Origin of the sequence: Shewanella psychrophila (assembly GCF_002005305.1) — a bacterium.
Classification (GTDB): domain Bacteria; phylum Pseudomonadota; class Gammaproteobacteria; order Enterobacterales; family Shewanellaceae; genus Shewanella; species Shewanella psychrophila.
The window spans coordinates 5,526,059-5,543,782 of sequence record NZ_CP014782.1; the positions used below are offsets into that span (position 1 = coordinate 5,526,059).

Annotated in this window: 13 protein-coding genes; 3 read left to right on the forward strand and 10 right to left on the reverse strand. The window is 44.5% G+C overall.

The features are described 5' to 3' along the window. The first annotated feature begins 48 nt into the window (after positions 1 to 48). On the forward strand, positions 49 to 1,488 hold the full coding sequence (gene hutW / locus sps_RS24100; protein ID WP_237157937.1) for a heme anaerobic degradation radical SAM methyltransferase ChuW/HutW: 1,440 nt from the start codon (positions 49 to 51) through the stop codon (positions 1,486 to 1,488). A gap of 48 nt (positions 1,489 to 1,536) precedes the next feature. Further along, positions 1,537 to 1,869: a DUF2956 domain-containing protein gene (locus sps_RS24105; RefSeq protein WP_077754836.1), complete on the forward strand. Its 333-nt coding sequence runs from the start codon at positions 1,537 to 1,539 to the stop codon at positions 1,867 to 1,869. 118 nt (positions 1,870 to 1,987) lie between these two features. Here sps_RS24105 and sps_RS24110 read toward each other — a convergent pair whose 3' ends face one another. The 5 genes from sps_RS24110 to nagB form a co-directional block, all read right to left on the reverse strand. Next, on the reverse strand, positions 1,988 to 2,863 hold the full coding sequence (locus tag sps_RS24110; protein ID WP_077754837.1) for an ion transporter: 876 nt from the start codon (positions 2,861 to 2,863) through the stop codon (positions 1,988 to 1,990). A 294-nt stretch (positions 2,864 to 3,157) separates the two neighbouring features. Next, the gene (locus sps_RS24115; RefSeq protein WP_077754838.1) at positions 3,158 to 3,838 is read right to left on the reverse strand and encodes a nitroreductase family protein; all 681 of its coding nucleotides are present in this window, start codon (positions 3,836 to 3,838) and stop codon (positions 3,158 to 3,160) included. A gap of 32 nt (positions 3,839 to 3,870) precedes the next feature. Next, positions 3,871 to 4,446: an SRPBCC family protein gene (locus sps_RS24120; protein WP_077754839.1), complete on the reverse strand. Its 576-nt coding sequence runs from the start codon at positions 4,444 to 4,446 to the stop codon at positions 3,871 to 3,873. Between the two features lie 208 nt (positions 4,447 to 4,654). Continuing rightward, on the reverse strand, positions 4,655 to 6,802 hold the full coding sequence (locus tag sps_RS24125) for a TonB-dependent siderophore receptor (protein ID WP_077754840.1): 2,148 nt from the start codon (positions 6,800 to 6,802) through the stop codon (positions 4,655 to 4,657). A 303-nt stretch (positions 6,803 to 7,105) separates the two neighbouring features. Continuing rightward, positions 7,106 to 7,897, reverse strand: coding sequence for a glucosamine-6-phosphate deaminase (gene nagB / locus sps_RS24130; protein WP_077754841.1), 792 nt, complete (start codon positions 7,895 to 7,897; stop codon positions 7,106 to 7,108). Between the two features lie 302 nt (positions 7,898 to 8,199). Here nagB and sps_RS24135 point away from each other — a divergent pair, with 302 nt between their 5' ends. Next, positions 8,200 to 8,826, forward strand: a complete 627-nt coding sequence (locus sps_RS24135; RefSeq protein ID WP_077754842.1) for a pseudouridine synthase — start codon at positions 8,200 to 8,202, stop codon at positions 8,824 to 8,826. 99 nt (positions 8,827 to 8,925) lie between these two features. Here the strand turns inward: sps_RS24135 and amt are convergent, their stop codons facing one another. The 5 genes from amt to prfB all read right to left on the reverse strand — a co-directional run bounded on the left by amt (position 8,926) and on the right by prfB (position 17,675). Beyond that, positions 8,926 to 11,109 carry an ammonium transporter gene (amt, locus tag sps_RS24140; RefSeq protein ID WP_077754843.1) on the reverse strand — a complete coding sequence of 728 codons (2,184 nt, stop codon included), beginning with the start codon at positions 11,107 to 11,109 and terminating at the stop codon, positions 8,926 to 8,928. Positions 11,110 to 11,291: 182 nt separating this feature from the next. Then, positions 11,292 to 11,921, reverse strand: coding sequence for an SGNH/GDSL hydrolase family protein (locus sps_RS24145; RefSeq protein WP_077754844.1), 630 nt, complete (start codon positions 11,919 to 11,921; stop codon positions 11,292 to 11,294). Positions 11,922 to 11,967: 46 nt separating this feature from the next. Then, positions 11,968 to 14,427 (reverse strand): bifunctional diguanylate cyclase/phosphodiesterase, encoded by a 2,460-nt coding sequence (locus sps_RS24150; protein ID WP_077754845.1) that lies wholly within the window; start codon positions 14,425 to 14,427, stop codon positions 11,968 to 11,970. Between the two features lie 541 nt (positions 14,428 to 14,968). After that, positions 14,969 to 16,471 carry a lysine--tRNA ligase gene (gene lysS / locus sps_RS24155; RefSeq protein WP_077754846.1) on the reverse strand — a complete coding sequence of 501 codons (1,503 nt, stop codon included), beginning with the start codon at positions 16,469 to 16,471 and terminating at the stop codon, positions 14,969 to 14,971. A gap of 105 nt (positions 16,472 to 16,576) precedes the next feature. Then, positions 16,577 to 17,675, reverse strand: a protein-coding gene (gene prfB, locus sps_RS24160) for a peptide chain release factor 2 (protein WP_169915918.1) whose coding sequence is annotated in 2 segments (ribosomal slippage) — positions 16,577 to 17,599 and positions 17,601 to 17,675 — 1,098 coding nt in all. Because the reading frame shifts where the segments join, the coding sequence is not laid out codon by codon here. Positions 17,676 to 17,724: the final 49 nt, after the last annotated feature.

Genomic DNA, 17,724 nt, shown 5'->3' on the forward strand with positions numbered 1-17,724 from the left:
TCATTCTCACTAAGTAATCCTTGTCGAGTCGCTCTCAGCGAAAGCCTAGTGAAAAACACTCATATTTATTCAATAAATGAAGTAAACAGCCCTATTTTAACCCCCTTGATGACTGGAATATCCAGCCCTGATCCCCTTAAATTTGCCTTCGCAGTCAAGAGTGCCCCCCATGCCAGTCGAGGTGGCAGTCATCCACTAAATTTAACACCCCAGCAATGGCAAACCTGGTGGGCGAGTCCGACATCGGCAACACAAAGAGCCTTGTATATACACCTGCCCTTCTGCCGCAAACGCTGCAGTTTCTGTAACTTCTTCGAGAATGGCTCTAACCCGGCCCGCATTAGCCATTATGTAAAAAGTCTGTCTACACAGCTCAATATCGCGTCTAAAACCCCGTTCGTCCAAAGTGGAGAATTCGATACTATCTATGTGGGAGGTGGCACGCCCACAGATATGCAAGCCAGTGAAATAGCCATCATAGGCGAAACAATTCAAGCCTTCCCATTAGCTAAAAATGCTGAAATCACCTTAGAGGGGCGTATCAATGGCTTCACCAATGCTAAATTCGATGCGGCACTAGAGTCAGGCTTTAATCGTTTCTCCTTCGGAGTACAAAGCTTCAACACTCAGGTTCGACTCGCCGCAGGCCGCTTCGATAACAGGGAGACACTGATCGAACGTTTGCAAGAATTAAGTCAACACCCAAGTGCCTCCATCGTTGCCGACCTCATCTTTGGCCTTCCGGGCCAAACCATGGAAATATGGCAACAGGATTTACAAGATGTCATCCAATCCGGCGTCCACGGAGTGGATCTCTATCAGCTTATCGGGCTACAGGGCACAAGGTTGAGTAATCAAGCCCAAAAGGAAAAAGACCGAAACAAACCAACCCATAAAGAAACGAGCAAACAAACACTCACCCCCGCTGTCGACAGTCAGACTCGTGCCAGTATGTACGCCACTGGCGCTAGCCTACTAGAGTCATCAGACTGGCAGCGCCTATCCAGCTGTCATTGGAGCCGAGATAGCCGGGAACGTAGCATCTATAACTCCCTGGCTAAGAGTGGCATAGAGATTCTCCCTTTCGGCGCAGGCGCAGGTGGGAATATTCATGGTCACGGCATCATGAATGGTCGCGATCTGTCGCTTTGGCATCAAGCTCAGTCCCAAGTAACTGAATCAGGTACTGTGGCAGATACGCTTCCCTCGCAAGTGCCAGGCATGGTGATGTCACCTAACCCATCGGCGGCACTAGATAGCCAATTCAAGGCTGGATTAGATAGTGGCGCGTTAGATTTGTCTGAATTTAACACCGAACTGATCAATCACTTAATGCCCCTTTTTTACGCCTGGCAGACTCATGGCCTGGTCAAGCTTAGCCACACAATCATGACCCAAACATTGGCGGGACGCTTCTGGAATGTGAATCTGCAAACAGGACTGTTTGCCTACCTGAAACAGAACCCTTTCCAGCCGTGTGCTAACTGAATCACACATGATATAGTCGCAGCCAATAAAAACCTTGAGATTCTATAGATGGCTGCGGCGAAAAATGTCTCCGATGAAACAAAAAACGAAGCGATGAAGGTGGCAAAAGCCACCCAAAAGCCAGGGCAAACCAAAGATCAGACTAAATTGATTGCCGCAGGTATTGAGAAAGGCATCGCAGAATATAAGAAGCAAAACAAAAACAAAGCACGCGACCGAGACAGAGCCCGCAAGCAAGATATCAAGGTCAAGGCTAGAACTGCTAAGGCAGAAGAGAGTGAGACATCTGACCTAGAAAGTCAGTCTAATAACCACCTGCTGCCTTGGGGGTTACTCGTTATAAGCTGGATTGGATTTATCGGTTTCAGCTTGATGAAATAGAAAATTGCAAGCTATAAGTCACAAGTTAAAACCTTGATATTATTTGTTTTTACTTTACTTACAGCTTAACGCTTAGGACTCTAAGATTCGAGTTCATAGATCCTAGGAACTCGAATCTTTAGCTCACCTTCTGCGCCCCTTGCGCACTTTGAATCAGCATACCTTTTAGCTCGTTGATCTGAGCCTTTAGCTCCGCTACATCTGCTGCACTGGCAGGCTTATCATGATCTTTTGGCTCATCTAGTGACGCTAGATTGTTAGCCTCCTCGGATTCTTCATCGGCTCGCATCGCAGCCGTTTCCTGAGTCATAACATCTAATACCGCCCCCACCATCATATTGAGAAACACGAAAGCGGTCAGGAAGATAAAACTCAAGTAATAGATCCAGCTGAGCGGATAGACAACCATAGTTTCATACATTACGGATGTCCAAGATTCGAAGGTCGATACCCTAAATAAGGTCAACATGGCAACCGAGACATCTCCCCAGAGGAAGTCATTAATATGAGCAAATAACATGCTGCCGATAGCGCCATAAATATAGAAGATGACGAACATCAACAGCGCGATATAACCCATACGGGGAATGGCTTTGAGTAACGCATTCACCAACATGCGCAGCTCTGGGATCATGGAAACCAGTCGCAGCACTCTGAAAATCCGCAGCAGGCGAGCAATAAGAATCCCCGCTCCACCGGCCGGGATCAGGCTGCCTATCACGATCAGGGTATCGAAGATGTTCCAGCCATTACTGAAAAACTTCTTTGGCCCATCGCTGGCAAGGAAACGTATGACGATCTCCACGGCGAAGAAGACAGTAATACCCACATCAAGCGCGAGTAGGCTCTTCTCCATCCATGATGGCAAATGATAAGTGTGGGCTCCGATTGAAAGTGCCGAGACTATGATGACAAAAATCACAAAGCCCTGAAACGCTTTACTGTTATCAATAAGTTTAAGTTTGCTCTGTAAAACAGAAACATTCGCCAGCACGGCTTTCTCCTATATATGATCTGACTCTAGTCATTAGATGCAATAGCGATTAAATGTTGTAACTACAATGCGATTATAAAATGTGGATGTAGACTCGAGTGTTCTGGGGAACAAGAAGTAGAGGGAGTTTTTAGCCACAATCGCAGCCGACGAAGTATAACAGCACAAGCTTAATGATTTATTAATGCATCGCCAGAATTGTAGATAAAAAGAAGTGAGCTAGTAGCAAAAGCCTAGAGGACAACTGAAGTGCCCTCTATCGAACCCTGCTCTATGCTAGATCCAGAAGCGAGATTAGTTAAACGTGGCTACCTCAGCTAAAGCCTTCTTATTGGTTGCATGCTCAGGAATCGTCGCATCTTGATCCGGGTAGCCAACAACAATAAGCATGTAGGGACGGTCCACATCGTTATCTCGGCCGCACACCTTACTCAAGAAAGACATGGGTTTTGGGGTATGTGTCAGTGTGCCCAGACCTGCATGATGTAACGCTTGTAATAAAAATCCAGTGGCTATGCCAACCGATTCATGAACATAATAGTTTACCTTACTGCCATCATTCTCTATGCCACCACGTTTCTTCGAGAATACCGCAATAAGCCAGGGAGCACGCTCAAGATAAGACTTGTTGGCATCGGTTCCCAAAGGCTTTAGTGCATCGAGCCACTCCTCACCCGCTCGTCCCTCGTAGAATGAACGTTCTAGAGCCTCGGCTTCGTGGCGGATCTGCGCCTTCACTTCAGGATCGCTAATAGCCACGAAATGCCAAGGCTGATGGTTTGCGCCACTGGGAGCCGTTGCTGCAGCTTTAATACACTGCTCGATAACAGCCTGAGGAACGGCTCGGTCTGAAAATTGGCGAATACTGTGCCGTCTCTTAAGCTCTTGATAATAATTCTGCGCTCGCGCCAACATATCTTCTTCACTGTACTCAATGAAATCTGTCAGGGGAAAATGGGATTCAGTCTGTTTCATAGCTTCAATAAACTCCTTGTTTTTATTTTTGTCTAATGGTCAATTGGCTCAATAATGTCTGTATTTATGCTCTTATCTGATTCGAGTAATAATTTAAGCTTGTCTAATCCCTGGCTTAGGTCGTTCTCGATCAGGGTTTCAAAATCGATAAATAGAAACATCAGATTCATTGGGTATTTCAAATGCCCACGAAATCCCCAACTCACCTTAGTACTATCACTGCCCATCGCTTCTGTGGTCATGTAAGCAGGTTCTGTCGCTTCGAATGGTGAGATAAACCTCAGCTCAAAATCGACTCGCTTGCCTTCATCTATCTTGATGATCTCCTGCTCACCGACGCCCACTTGCTCATTATTACTTTTCCATGCAGAAACAAAGCCGACGGTCCCATCGACACCTTTATAGGTTTTCTCCATTGTCGGGTCCATTTGAGCCCAAACACTGAAATTATCCTGATTTTTAAGGTGCTTCACATATTCAAACACCTCATTCACAGGTCTGTTTATCTCCATAGAAGTGATGACCGAATATTCTTGTTTGATAAAAAGAGCAGCTATAAATGGAATGGCAATGATGACCGCAACGACAATCGAGAATTTTTTCAACATGGGCGTTCCTTTGCTATATCTAACTGCTTGCTTAAGCAACAAGCTATTTACCAAGCATACACATTAGATTAAAACTTAAGCAAGGTTTGTAGGAAAGGAATAGAGAAAACTAACAGGATGTGTACAGCACCTTACTATGAAAACAAAAGCGGAGCCTAAATCACATTTAGACTCCGCTTGGCATAGACACGTTTAAGCTATGGAGAGTTTAAAACTTATATTTCAAGTTTGCCGTGATGGTTCTGCGCTGACCGTAGAAGCAGTCACCGCGAGCCAGGCAGCTGGTGATCACAGTCTCATCAGCTAAATTATCAACGTTTAGGCTTAGGTCAAATTGGCTAAACTCATAGCCTATCATCATGTCGAACAGATGATATTTCTCAGTATTCAATGCCCTGTGCACTTGGGTTCCATCAGGCGTAAATACATCGACGCTACCATCAGAAGTTTCTCCTATATAACGGAAACCAACGCCCGCCTTGAATCCGTGCCAAAAAGACTGCGGGCGATAAGTCACCCAGGTCGACAGCATATGATCCGGCATCGCAGCCAGCTTAGCATCAACTTCGCCCACTTTATTGGTGTGCTTCTCTGAGTCCGTATAAGCATAGCTTGCGTAAACATCTATCTCTTCCCACTCAAGTTGAGCTTCTAGCTCAAGCCCCTGGATCTGAACTTCACCTAGCTGAAGGGTTAAATCAGGTCCTGCTGCTTGCTTGCGATTTTTATCACTGATATCAAAAATGGCCGCGGTAAACAGGTGCTCGCTACCGACAGGTTGATACTTAACACCTAACTCGTATTGCTCACCTTCTTGGGGCTTAAATGGTGTTCCAGCCTGGTTCGAACCATAGATAGGCTGAAAAGACTGGGCGTAGCTGACATAGGGAGCAATGCCTGAATCGAAGCTATACAACAGACCTAAACGGCCTGTTGTTGCACTCTGATCTTGTTTTCCATTCTTAACCGTTTCTGATTCAACCCAATCATGTCTAAGTGCACCACTGACAACAAACTTGCCAAATTTAATCGAGTCTTGCAGATAAATACCCAGCTGATTATTGTTCTCACCCGGCGTATCAGGAATATCAGTCCCCGTCGGTAATGGCTCAGTATTCATACCATATTGCGGGTTGTAGAGATCCAGCAGACCACCAGCGCCAGATATATAAAGGCGGTCGGTATCTGTATCAACATCCTGATAATCGATACCAAATGTGAGGTTATGCTCCACGGCTCCGGTATCAAACTCAGCTTGCAGACGTAAATCTGATGTCAGTGCCTCAGCTGTTGAGTCACTCATACTGATATTACGGAGAATTGAGCGACCATCTTCCTGAAACTTTGGCGGCCAGGCATACATGGTGCGATAGGTCGACTTACTATCCACATAGCGGCTATTCCAATACAATGACATATAGTCATTAAGCTCCTGCTCAAGCAAGAAAGTCACAGACTTTTGCTCTGTATCATATTGATCCCAGCCAGGCTCACTGATAAAGCGATTACTAGGGATCTGACCATTAGGTGCGGGTAATAATGTACCTTCATGGGGGAAGAACTGAGTGCTCGATCCCGATTCATTTTTTTGTAAGTTAGCCAGTAAAGTCAGCTTGGTGGTATCTGTTGCGTACCAGGTAATTGCTGGAGCAATGAAGTAGCTATTATCGTCGACATAATCAGTTTGAGTCTCACTGTCGCGATAAAGACCAGTGAGGCGGTAGAGCACAGATTCATCTTCATTCAGCGAACCGGTCACATCTGCAGCGAGTTGCTTACGATCATAGTTACCAACTTGCGCCCAGATCTCGCCTTTTTGCTCCGCTTCGGGACGTTTGGTCACCATATTTATGATGCCGCCCGTTGAGCCTTGGCCATAGAGCACCGAAGAAGGCCCTTTTAAAATCTCAATCTGTTGCAGCATATAAGGGTTAGTGCGCACGTTATTATAGTTGCCAAACATCATCTGCAAGCCATCTTGATACTGCAGCGGTGACACACCACGAATTTGCGCCCAATCGCCACGAGTATCGACACCGTAGGGACCGTTATATACGCCAGCCACATAGCCAATAGCGTCCTGCAAACTTTCAGCACCAAGATCGGTAATACGCTTTTCGGTTAACACAGAGATCGAAGAAGGCGTTTCAATAATTGGCATATTCGTTTTTGATGCCGAAGCACTCACATAAGAGATCAAGCCTCTGGAGCTAATGGTGATCACTTCCATTTCAGGCTCTTCGGCTTGCTCTTGCACAGTTTCAGCCTCTGCAGCCGATACTAAAGCGCTAGCCGATAGTGCGAAGCTAGTCGCCATCAATAAAACTGGATATTTCAATTTGAAAGTCTGGCCCATTTTCAACCCCGTAAATTATTAAAAAATAACTAAAAAAATGCGACAAGATCTTAATGAAAAAAACAATCATTCTCAACAAGATTTACAAAAGGGGTACAGGCTTATCAATTAGAGATATATGCCCTCTAACGGCATGGATGAGTAATAGCCGATAAAGATTAATAAATGACTCATCACTAAACATCATTATAAAGAGGGAGTAACCACAAAGGTGAGAGGCGAGTTTGATGTGAGTTTTGAAGCCCGTTCAAGAGACTTCAAAACGATTGTGAATAGTAAAGTAAAGCTGGAAAATGGATGGGATTACTTAGCTAATCGCTCTAGCAGCTTCTGATTTTCCGCTTCGATATGCTTATAGAAATCACGATCCGACAACTTAGAAGCTGCAGCCTCATCAATCACAAGAACGGCATTCTTGTGTAACTGTAATGCTGAAGCTGGGCATGATGCAGTGAGTGCACCTTCCACTGTTGCTAAAATGGCATCGGCCTTATTTTCACCCGTTGCCAGTAAAACCACTTTCTTAGCATCTAGAATGGTACCTATGCCCATAGTGATCGAAAGATGTGGCTGATATTCATCCTCACCAAAGAATCGAGCGTTATCATCGATAGTCGCCTTGGTTAAGGTCTTGACCCGTGTGCGTGACATCAAGCCAGAAGAAGGCTCATTAAAACCAATATGGCCATTACGTCCAATGCCTAAAAGCTGAATATCGATACCACCCGCCGCTTCAATCTGCTCTTCGTAACCAACACAAGCTTGAATTGGGTTTTCGGCATCTCCCGGTGGTACATGGGTATTGGCTTTGTTGATATCCACATGATCGAACAACTGCTCGTTCATAAAATATCGATAACTCTGAGGATGCGTGCCTTCTAAGCCAAGGTATTCATCCAGATTAAATGTTGTCACATTCTGAAATGAAATTTGCTCTTGTTTAGTCGCTGTAATCAAACCTTTATACAAAGAAAGGGGCGTCGACCCCGTTGCAAGGCCTAACACTGAGTCCGCTTTGTTTTGCAATTGCTTGATAAAGATATTCGCACCATATTCGGCAACTTCAGCACTATTTTTTAAGATGACAATTTGCATTATATAGACTCACTTTGACTTAGAGCTCGGCTCAATAAGGTTAAATAATCAATTTCAAGCCAGTTCAAACTCACATAGGGTATAGCTGTAGGCTTGTTCTAACGACCCTTCCAACTTGTGAGGCCGCTCAGCATAAACATATCTTGGCATTTTGTAACATTACTATAACGCCAAATGACAGCGCTGTCATTTATTATTGTGAGACAAGATTGAACAGCAAATATTGATACTCACACCTGAGTGCTTCTTTGCACTGGGTTACGCGCTATAATATCCTGCCTTTTTGACGAAATGATGACTCTATGCCTGATAAAGTAACCCTAGCTCAACCCCCAGTCTCCTCTTTAACTGAAGAGAGTCATCATCACTATAAGATATTTAAACCCCACGGTTTTCTCAGTCAGTTTGTTCCTGAAACCAGAAAAAGTAAGAAACTCCTAGGCGAACTCGCCGACTTCCCCTTAGGGACTATGGCCATTGGCCGCTTAGATCACGACTCTGAAGGCCTGTTATTACTGACAACCGACGGCATGGTTAGCCATCAGGTACGAAGTAAAAAAATCGAAAAAGAATACTATGTTCAAGTCGATGGCAATATTGATGATGAAGCGGTTACTCGACTTCAACAAGGCGTCGAGATAGGTATCAAGGGAGAGAAATACCTCACCTTGCCCTGCAAAGTTAATAAACTCGAGGGAGAACCAGAGCTTCCTGGAAACGGCAAAAAAGCACGAGACCCAAGACACGGCCCCATGAGTTGGATATCTATCACCATCAGCGAAGGCAAAAACCGCCAAATACGCAAGATGACAGCTGCAGTGGGCTTCCCCACAATGAGACTCGTCCGAGTACGTATTGGCAAGATACATTTATCAAACATGCAGCCGGGTGAAGTCATTGAGCTTAGCAACATTACTGCAGTGTTATAACTAGCGTTAGAGACCCGAGACATGGAGCCCTCACCATCAGCGAAGTCAAGAACTGTCAAATACGCAAGATGACAGCTGCAGCTAGCTTCCCACAATAAGCTAGTTATTGGGCGATTCAAGCGTTACCGGGAACTTAACAGTGAACTCAGTCCCCTCACCGGGCTCACTACGGCAAGTGATGGTGCCCCCTAAGGTTTGAGTCACCAGATTAAAGACGATATGCAATCCAAGCCCGCTGCCTCCCTTGCCTCGCTTGGTGGTATAAAATGGTTCAAAAATTCGCTGCAAGCTGTCTGAATCTATCCCTTGGCCGTCATCCCGATAAATCAGCTCAACCTCTCCCCCTATCAATCTCGCCTCTATGTGAACTTCACCTATGTCTCCTTGCTCAAATCCATGATGCAGGCTATTCATCAGGAAACAGGTTAAGATCTGCGCCAAGGCTCCGGGATGACTGAAAATAACGATTCCTTCAGGGCAGGAAACCTCGATACTGTGCTGGTTAGTTCGAAACTTAGGTTGAAGGCTAAAGAGTACTTCGTCTATATACTCCCTCAAATCGAACTCACGGCACTTCTCCGATGATTGATCCACGGCAACCATCTTGAAGCTTTTAATTAATTCAGTAGCCCGGGTTAAATTTATCAATATAATACCTGCGCCCTCGTTTGCTCCCTGAATAAATTTCTCTACATCTTCGCTAGTCAGCTCTCCCGACTTATATTGAGACTCTAAGAATCTAAGCTCTCGTTCCAGATAGGAAGTAGCAGTCACACTCACGCCCAGCGGAGTATTGATTTCATGGGCAATCCCTGCAACTAGCCCCCCCAGAGACGCCATCTTCTCAGACTCGACAAGTTGGGTTTGAGCTAACTGTAACTCTCTAAACGAGGCCATCAGCTCAGCATTGACCCTATTAGAATTTTCCATTTCACTGTGCGCCACAGCGAGGACCCGATTATATTCTCTGGCTATCTGCCCGACTTCGGTATGGGGCTCCTCATGAACACTCTTGCCGAAGTCGCTATCGTTTTTTTGCTTCTCCATTGCATGCAGTAAATCTAATACTTCTGTATGAGCATTATGCTCAGAAGTATTAAGTCCCCTTATCTCATCCTCGGCTTTAACTCTTAAGGGAATGAACTTTTGGATAAACTTTAAAAAAAGGTAAGTAGGGACAAATGCCCAAACAAAGCAGACGAGTATTCCTAGGAGCTGAATCGATAATTGGCCTGTAAAACTCAAGCCAGTGCCAAGTACCTCGGCACTGCCAAATAACGCAACACATAGGGTTCCCCATGCGCCGCAGACACCATGAACGGGAGCCGCTTTCACCACGTCATCTATCTTAAAGTGTTCCAATACCTTAGTACTACCAAGATAAATAGCACCGCCACATAATCCTATTAATACGGCCTGCTGAGGTAAAACGGCATTACAACTGGCTGTAATACTCACTAAACCAGCTAAGGCCCCATTGAGTACATGGGGCACATCGGGTTTTTGGTGTTTATACCAAGTCAATAACAGAACCGAAATGGCGCCAAAACTCGCGGCCAGATTGGTATTTAAGATAATAATGGGAATCGTGTGATCAAACTTAAGACTGCTGCCGCCATTGAAGCCAAACCAACCGAACCAAAGAATGATGGTACCCACTGTTGCCATAGGGATGTTGTGTCCCTGAATAGAGGGGCTTGATTCGCAAAACCTACCGATGCGCGGACCTATTACCATCACAGCTGCCAGTGAGGCCCAACCACCGATAGAATGCACCACACTTGAACCGGCAAAGTCAACGAAGCCTAATTGATTAAGCCAACCTAAGTTGAGTCCCTCAAAGTTTCCATTCCACGCCCAGCGTCCAAAGAGCGGGTAGAGCACACCTGAAACAAAAAAGGCGATCACCAGGTAACCGGCAAATGTTGTGCGCTCGGCAACGGCACCCGACATGATCGTCGATGCGGTGCCGCAGAACACCAGCTGAAATACGAAGAATGCGAGTAGTTTTGGCGAATCGGTAATTGCTATAAGGAAATAGTCAGGATTAAAGGTATGTCCAGCACTGCTATACATAATGCCAAAACCAGCAACCCAAAACACGCCAGAGGTCAGACAGAAATCACAGAAGTTTTTGACCGCGACATTAATGCTGTTTTTAGATCTAACCGAGCCAGCTTCTAGGAAGCAAAACCCTGCTTGCATAAACAACACACTACCCGTGGCAATCAATATCCACATGATATTTTGCAGTTCTATGACTTTTGCCAGTTCAACGTCCAAGATATGCCTTAACTCTCAAGTCCTAATGCAAGTGACAGGGTCGTTGTAATTATAGCTTAATCGATAGAGTTCAAAGTCGAGGGTCATCTGCAGATGGTAACAAGGGCAAGTTGTGAGGTAATTACAGGGGCGTGGACACAAAGCTGTGCCCAAGACTGACTAAGACATACTAGGAAAGAACATCAAGCGACAAAAATGTTCAAGACCTTATCGCTTAATACATTAGCAAAATCCTGATGCTGCTGCGCCGTCCAATGCAATCCATCTGCATCGCTTGTTTCTACAATCTCACTCGCATCCATGAACAAGATACCTAGCTCATCGGCGATCTTTTTATACTCTGCAGCCAATTGCAGAGACTTATCTCTGGCGCCGGCAAAAATCCGGACATCCTCTACGGGGAGATTAGCCACATGGGGCGGTGCAATGAGCAGTAACTGGGTACTGGCATTGTCAATATATTCACAATTGAGCACCATTTCGCAGAGCCCTTTTACACTTGAGGCTATAGCCGATGACGTAAGCTTAAATTGAGACTTGAGATCATTGGTACCAAGCATAATAACAACAAGATCCAATGGTCTATGGCACTCGAGTAACATAGGAAAGTAACGGGCAGCATTTCTAAAGTCTCGCCCAGGTTCATCAGATCCAGATGTACGACCGTTTAGCCCCTCTTCGATAATTCGATACTCGCTGCCGAGCCTCTTTTGAAGCACACCTGTCCACCTAACATCATAGGGATATCGCATACTAACAACAGGTTCATAACCCCAAGTATTTGAATCACCGAAACACAATATGTTTTTCATCTAACTACTCGCTATAAATCAAAAATTAGGTCAATGTTATCTATCGCTAGCCCAAAAAGCCATTTAGGGCTTCTGACAACATAGGCTTACTATAAAGGTAGCCTTGTGCTTCATTGCATCCATTCTCCCTTAAGAATATTGCCTGCTCTTCAGTCTCCACCCCCTCGGCTATCACTTTAAGATTCAAAGCCTGCCCTAAAGCAATCACAGCTTTGGCTATCGCGGCATTATTATGATCCATAGGAAGATCTCTAACGAATGACTGATCTAATTTCAGCTTATGAATAGGCAATTTTTTCAAATAGCTTAACGATGAATAGCCAGTGCCAAAATCATCGATCGACAGTTCGATTCCCATCTCACCTAATCGTTGCAGGTCACGGATCACAACCTCTGGGTCTGACATCATAAAGCTCTCAGTTACTTCTAGCTCTAATGCACTTGCTGGTAAACCTGTTTCTTCGAGTACAAGTTTTACTTCATCAACAAAAGACATTCGCTGCAACTGTTGGCCTGCCACATTAACCGCAATACGACCAAATTTTTTACCTTGAGAAATCCATTTAACACCTTGCTGGCACGCCTCTTTCAATACCCATAATCCGATATCATTAATTAGGCCAATTTTCTCTGCTATTGGAATAAATGTAGCTGGAGAGACATCGCCAAGCCCGGGGTCACACCAACGCAATAATGCCTCAAATCCCGTTGTTTGCATGGTTACAAAATCAAGCTTAGGTTGATAAAGCAGATGAAAATTTTGCTTATCTAACGCATTATGTAGAGCGCTTTGTAACTTCAAATGCTCTATAGATTCTTTGGTTAAAGATTCGGTATAAAAAGCGTAGCTATTGCGACCATCCTGTTTAGCCCTATGCTTTGCTGAACCTGCATTTCTCAGTAAGGTATAACTGTCTTTTCCATCATGGGGATACACTGAGACTCCCATGCTTGCAGTCAGTCTTATCGGCTGATTGTCATCAGTAAAGAAGGGGTGCTCAAATGCCTTTCTGAGTTTACTCAAGGCTAATGTCAGCTCTTCATTTCCCTCTACCTGTGGTAGTAGTAAAACAAATTCATCGCCACCTATTCTAGCCAAGGTGTCTTGAGCTCCTTTCTGGCTGGTTAAACGTCCAGCAAGTTCAACTAAAACCTTATCCCCAGCCAAATGACCAAAGCTATCATTTATATGTTTAAAAAGATCTACATCGATAAATACTGTCGCCAATATTCCCTGTTGAACTTCAGCGTGACGAATATCCTGTTCAATCAGTGAGATCAGCGCCATTCTATTGGGTAATTGAGTCAAAGGATCATGATAAGCCTGATGTGCAAGCTCTGCTTCACTTCTCTTTTGCAGGGTAATATCTGCAAAAACGGCAACAAAGTAACGAACTTCACCATCCTCAGAAAGCACCGAACTGATTGTTAGCATTTGTGGAAATATTGCACCATTCTTACGCCTGTTCCATATCTCACCCTGCCACTTGCCTTTATGAATCAAGCCACTCCATAATTCGTCAAAAAAAGCGTGGTTATGACGCCCCGAACTAAACATTCGTGGATTTTTTCCCACGACTTCATCTTTTGAATAACCCGTTATTTCAGAGAAAGCCCCATAAGTCTCAAGAATTTTCCCTTTCCTATCGGTGATCATCACACCTTCTACCGCGTTTTCAAATACCCTTCCGGTTAACTCTAATTCTTCTTGCACCGCTTTATGCTGAGAGATATTTCTGGACACTCCTATGACACCTAAAAGTTCACCCACTTCCGTCACCAACGGTACTTTAGACGTTTCTAACCAATAGATATCAGCTTCTTCAGCCTGCCCCTTACACTCCCCTGTAGTGATCTGTATTCCTTTATCAACAGCATCAGAATCTGCTTGAATAAATTCATAGGCTAAATCACGAACAAAAAGCTCTTCATCGGTTTTATTAATAATTTCTTCGCGGGTTTTCCCCCATGCTCTCTCAACACTTTGGTTACACACAATGTAACGACCAGAGATATCCTTTACCCAAATATGCTCTTTTAAACTGTCTATAAAAAGCTGCAGGCCCACATTTTCTAGGGACGTTATAGCCCCCCGTTGGAGTGTGCTTTTTTGTTGATACTCACGATAAATCTCGATTAGTTCTAATTCGATATTGTTAATACACAAGGCAATTAAAGACTGAAGTTTGCTCGATTCTAAGGCTGTAATTTCAGAATCGTTGAGGAGAGTGCCCTGAATTTTTTCAGAAGGTACACATAAAGATAAACAACCAAAAATGGCCCTCGATGGCCATTTTATAATATAGGAGTTGTTGGCTAAATCAGAAATATCCCTTGCCACTAAAACCTGATAGTTTCCGAAGGCAGCAGAACTTAATTTGGGATTATATTGCTCCGAAGCGTTTACAAGCCTTAGTACCACATCACATTGAGTAAAGCTTGAAAGTAAATCGACACAATTTTGCCAGTTTTGCCAGTACTTCTGTGAAATAGGAATATCTATCATAGTGCCATAAACTCAAACATTAGCTTACTCCACCTATACATCAAACAAGGTTATCTTCATTCAACATGCTCTAATCCACCGTTTAAGCTATAAAAATCAGAGTAAAACTTCAATCAATAATTAAAATGACATAGAAAATAGTGCACAAGCCAAAATAAAGCTAGAACCAACAGGCACACTTTGGGTCATTATCAGAGTCGATACAAACACAAGGTTAATGGGTATTTGAATATTCAGTTCGTAAAAAGTTAGCTCTAATGATGCATCGCAGTGAACAAGATTACGTCATGGATTAATATGAGATGGGTGTTGGAATTTACTTAGCTTAGATCATAAAAAACCTCTGAGTATTTAACTCTGCGGCTTTCATTAAGGCGTTTCAGTTCGTAAAAAGTTAGCCCTGAGGACGCATCCCAGGGAACAAGGTTACTTCACGGATTGATATGAGATGGGTGTTGGAATTTACTTAGCTTAGATCATAAAAAAGCCGCTGAGTATTTAACTCTGCGGCTTTCATTAAGGCGTTTCAGTTCGTAAAAAGTTAGCTCTGAGGACGCATCGCAGGAAACAAGATTACGTCACGGATCGTGTGCGTGTTGGTAAACAACATCACCAAACGATCGATTCCGATACCTTGACCGGCTGTAGGTGGTAAACCGTGCTCGAGAGCCCGGATATAATCGGCATCATAGAACATGGCTTCATCATCACCGGCATCTTTCGCAGCAACTTGAGCCTTGAAACGCTGATCTTGATCTTCAGCATCGTTAAGCTCAGAGAAACCGTTAGCAACTTCACGGCCGCCAATGAAGAATTCGAAGCGGTCGGTGATGAAATGGTTTTCATCGTTACGACGTGCCAGTGGCGAGATATCTGCAGGATAACCTGTGATAAAGGTAGGCTGCATCAACTGAGGTTCGGCAGTTTCACCGAAGATCTCTTCGAGTAGCTGACCACAGGTCCAGAACTTCTCGATTGTCATGCCAATGCTCTTAGCCAGGTTACGCATAAACTCGACGTCTTTAACCTCTTCATAGGTCATAGACTGAATAGTCTCATTGTCAGGGCTGTATTTCTTAATGGCATCTAACATGCTTAGACGCGCGTAAGGACCACCAAAATCAACGGTGTGCTCGCCGTATGGAAGCTGTGGAGAGCCACAAAGCTCGGTGGCGATAGAGCTGAGCATCTCTTCGGTCAAGTCCATCAGATCTTTATAATCTGCATAGGCCATATAGAATTCCATCATAGTGAATTCAGGGTTATGACGAGGAGATAGACCTTCGTTACGGAAGTTACGGTTGATCTCGAACACGCGCTCGAAGCCACCGACAACCAAACGCTTAAGATAAAGCTCAGGTGCCACACGCAGATACATCTCGATATCCAGTGCGTTGTGGTGAGTGATAAACGGACGTGCAGTCGCACCACCTGGGATGGTGTGCATCATAGGGGTTTCAACTTCCATGAACTCTTTCTTGATCATGAAGTTACGAATCGCAGAAACCACCTTAGAGCGCATGATAAACGCTTCGCGAGACTCTTCATTGACGATGAGATCAACATAACGCTGGCGGTAACGCATCTCTTGGTCTGTAAGACCGTGAAACTTCTCAGGCAGTGGGCGCAGCGCTTTAGTCAGCAACTGATACTCTTCCATATTCACATAAAGGTCGCCTTTTCCTGAAAGATGTAGCTTACCCGTCACACCAATAATGTCACCGATATCTAGACCTTGGAATGTCGCCTTTAGATCTTTTTGAACGTCTTTACCTGCATAAGCTTGAATACGACCGCTGACGTCTTGAATAACTAAGAATGGACCACGTTTCGCCATCACACGACCAGCAATAGAACGCTGGATATCCATGCCTTCCAAGTCTTCCTTGGTATATTGACCATATTCAGCCTGAATGTCTGCCGCTTTATGTTTACGATCGAAGTTGTTTGGGTGACCATTTGCAGGGCAGTTAGCGCGTATGTGCTCAAGCTTGGCACGACGCTCTGCAATTAACTTGTTTTCGTCTTGTACTTGTTCAGTCATCTTCTTCTCTCGTAAATGTTACAGATCACACGTTAAAATAAATTAGTTCAATCAGCTCTGGTAACCAGAGCCGTTACACATAAAGCGGGTAAAAATTCGTAAGTATTACAAACCAGATTTAAGGCTGGCTTCGATAAACATGTCGAGACCGCCATCTAAGACGCTCTGGGTATTTCGACTCTCAACTCCAGTACGTAGATCTTTAATACGTGCATCATCGAGTACATATGAGCGGATCTGGCTGCCCCAACCAATATCTGACTTGGCATCTTCAGCCGCCTGCTTCTCTTGGTTTTGTTTTAGCATCTCGAGTTCAAACAGCTTAGCCTTCAGCTGCTTCATGGCAGCATCTCGGTTCTTATGCTGAGACCTGTCATTCTGACACTGCACCACTGTATTGCTCGGCAGATGCGTAATACGGATTGCTGATTCAGTCTTGTTGATATGCTGTCCACCGGCACCAGAGGCGCGATAAGTATCGATTCGCAGATCCGATGGATTGATATCGATCTCAATGGAGTCATCTATTTCAGGATAGACAAATACCGAACAAAAAGAGGTATGGCGCTTACCCGATGAATCGAAAGGTGATTTACGTACCAGACGATGAACACCGGTTTCGGTTCTCATGGAGCCAAATGCATACTCACCGTTGAACTTAATGGTGGCGCCCTTGATTCCGGCAACATCACCCGCAGTCACTTCGATGAGTTCAGGCTTATAATCGTGTGCCTCGCCCCATCGCAGGTACATACGCAGCACCATGTTGGCCCAATCCTGAGCCTCTGTTCCACCAGATCCTGACTGAATATCCAGATAACTATTGGCAATATCATGGGGACCGGAGAACATGCGGCGAAACTCAAGATCTTCGAGACGTTTCTCTAACGCATCAAGCTCTGAGCTTGCATCATTAAAGGTCTCTTCATCAGCTTCTTCGACAGCCAGTTCAACTAAGCCCACGACATCTTCGAGGCCAGTATCCATATCATCTATGGTCTTAACGACTAATTCTAATGCTGCACGCTCTTTACCTAAGGCTTGGGCATTATCCGGATCATTCCATACATCGTTACTCTCGAGTTCTAGGCTAACTTCTTCCAGACGCTCTTTCTTAGCATCGTAGTCAAAGAAACCCCCGAAGGCTAAGGGTACGTTCTGCAAGATCTTTGATTTTAAATTTTACCGGATTTACTTCAAACATATCTCTTCTACTCAAAATAGATTAGGCAGCAACTGCAAACCCGCTATTT

Coding starts and splice junctions, on each gene's coding strand:
- sps_RS24105 (WP_077754836.1), top strand. CDS start 1,537: ATGGCTGCGGCGAAAAATGTCTCCGATGAAACAAAAAACGAAGCGATG.
- sps_RS24115 (WP_077754838.1), bottom strand. CDS start 3,838: ATGAAACAGACTGAATCCCATTTTCCCCTGACAGATTTCATTGAGTAC.
- sps_RS24120 (WP_077754839.1), bottom strand. CDS start 4,446: ATGTTGAAAAAATTCTCGATTGTCGTTGCGGTCATCATTGCCATTCCA.
- sps_RS24125 (WP_077754840.1), bottom strand. CDS start 6,802: ATGGGCCAGACTTTCAAATTGAAATATCCAGTTTTATTGATGGCGACT.
- nagB (WP_077754841.1), bottom strand. CDS start 7,897: ATGCAAATTGTCATCTTAAAAAATAGTGCTGAAGTTGCCGAATATGGT.
- sps_RS24135 (WP_077754842.1), top strand. CDS start 8,200: ATGCCTGATAAAGTAACCCTAGCTCAACCCCCAGTCTCCTCTTTAACT.
- sps_RS24145 (WP_077754844.1), bottom strand. CDS start 11,921: ATGAAAAACATATTGTGTTTCGGTGATTCAAATACTTGGGGTTATGAA.
- sps_RS24150 (WP_077754845.1), bottom strand. CDS start 14,427: ATGATAGATATTCCTATTTCACAGAAGTACTGGCAAAACTGGCAAAAT.
- lysS (WP_077754846.1), bottom strand. CDS start 16,471: ATGACTGAACAAGTACAAGACGAAAACAAGTTAATTGCAGAGCGTCGT.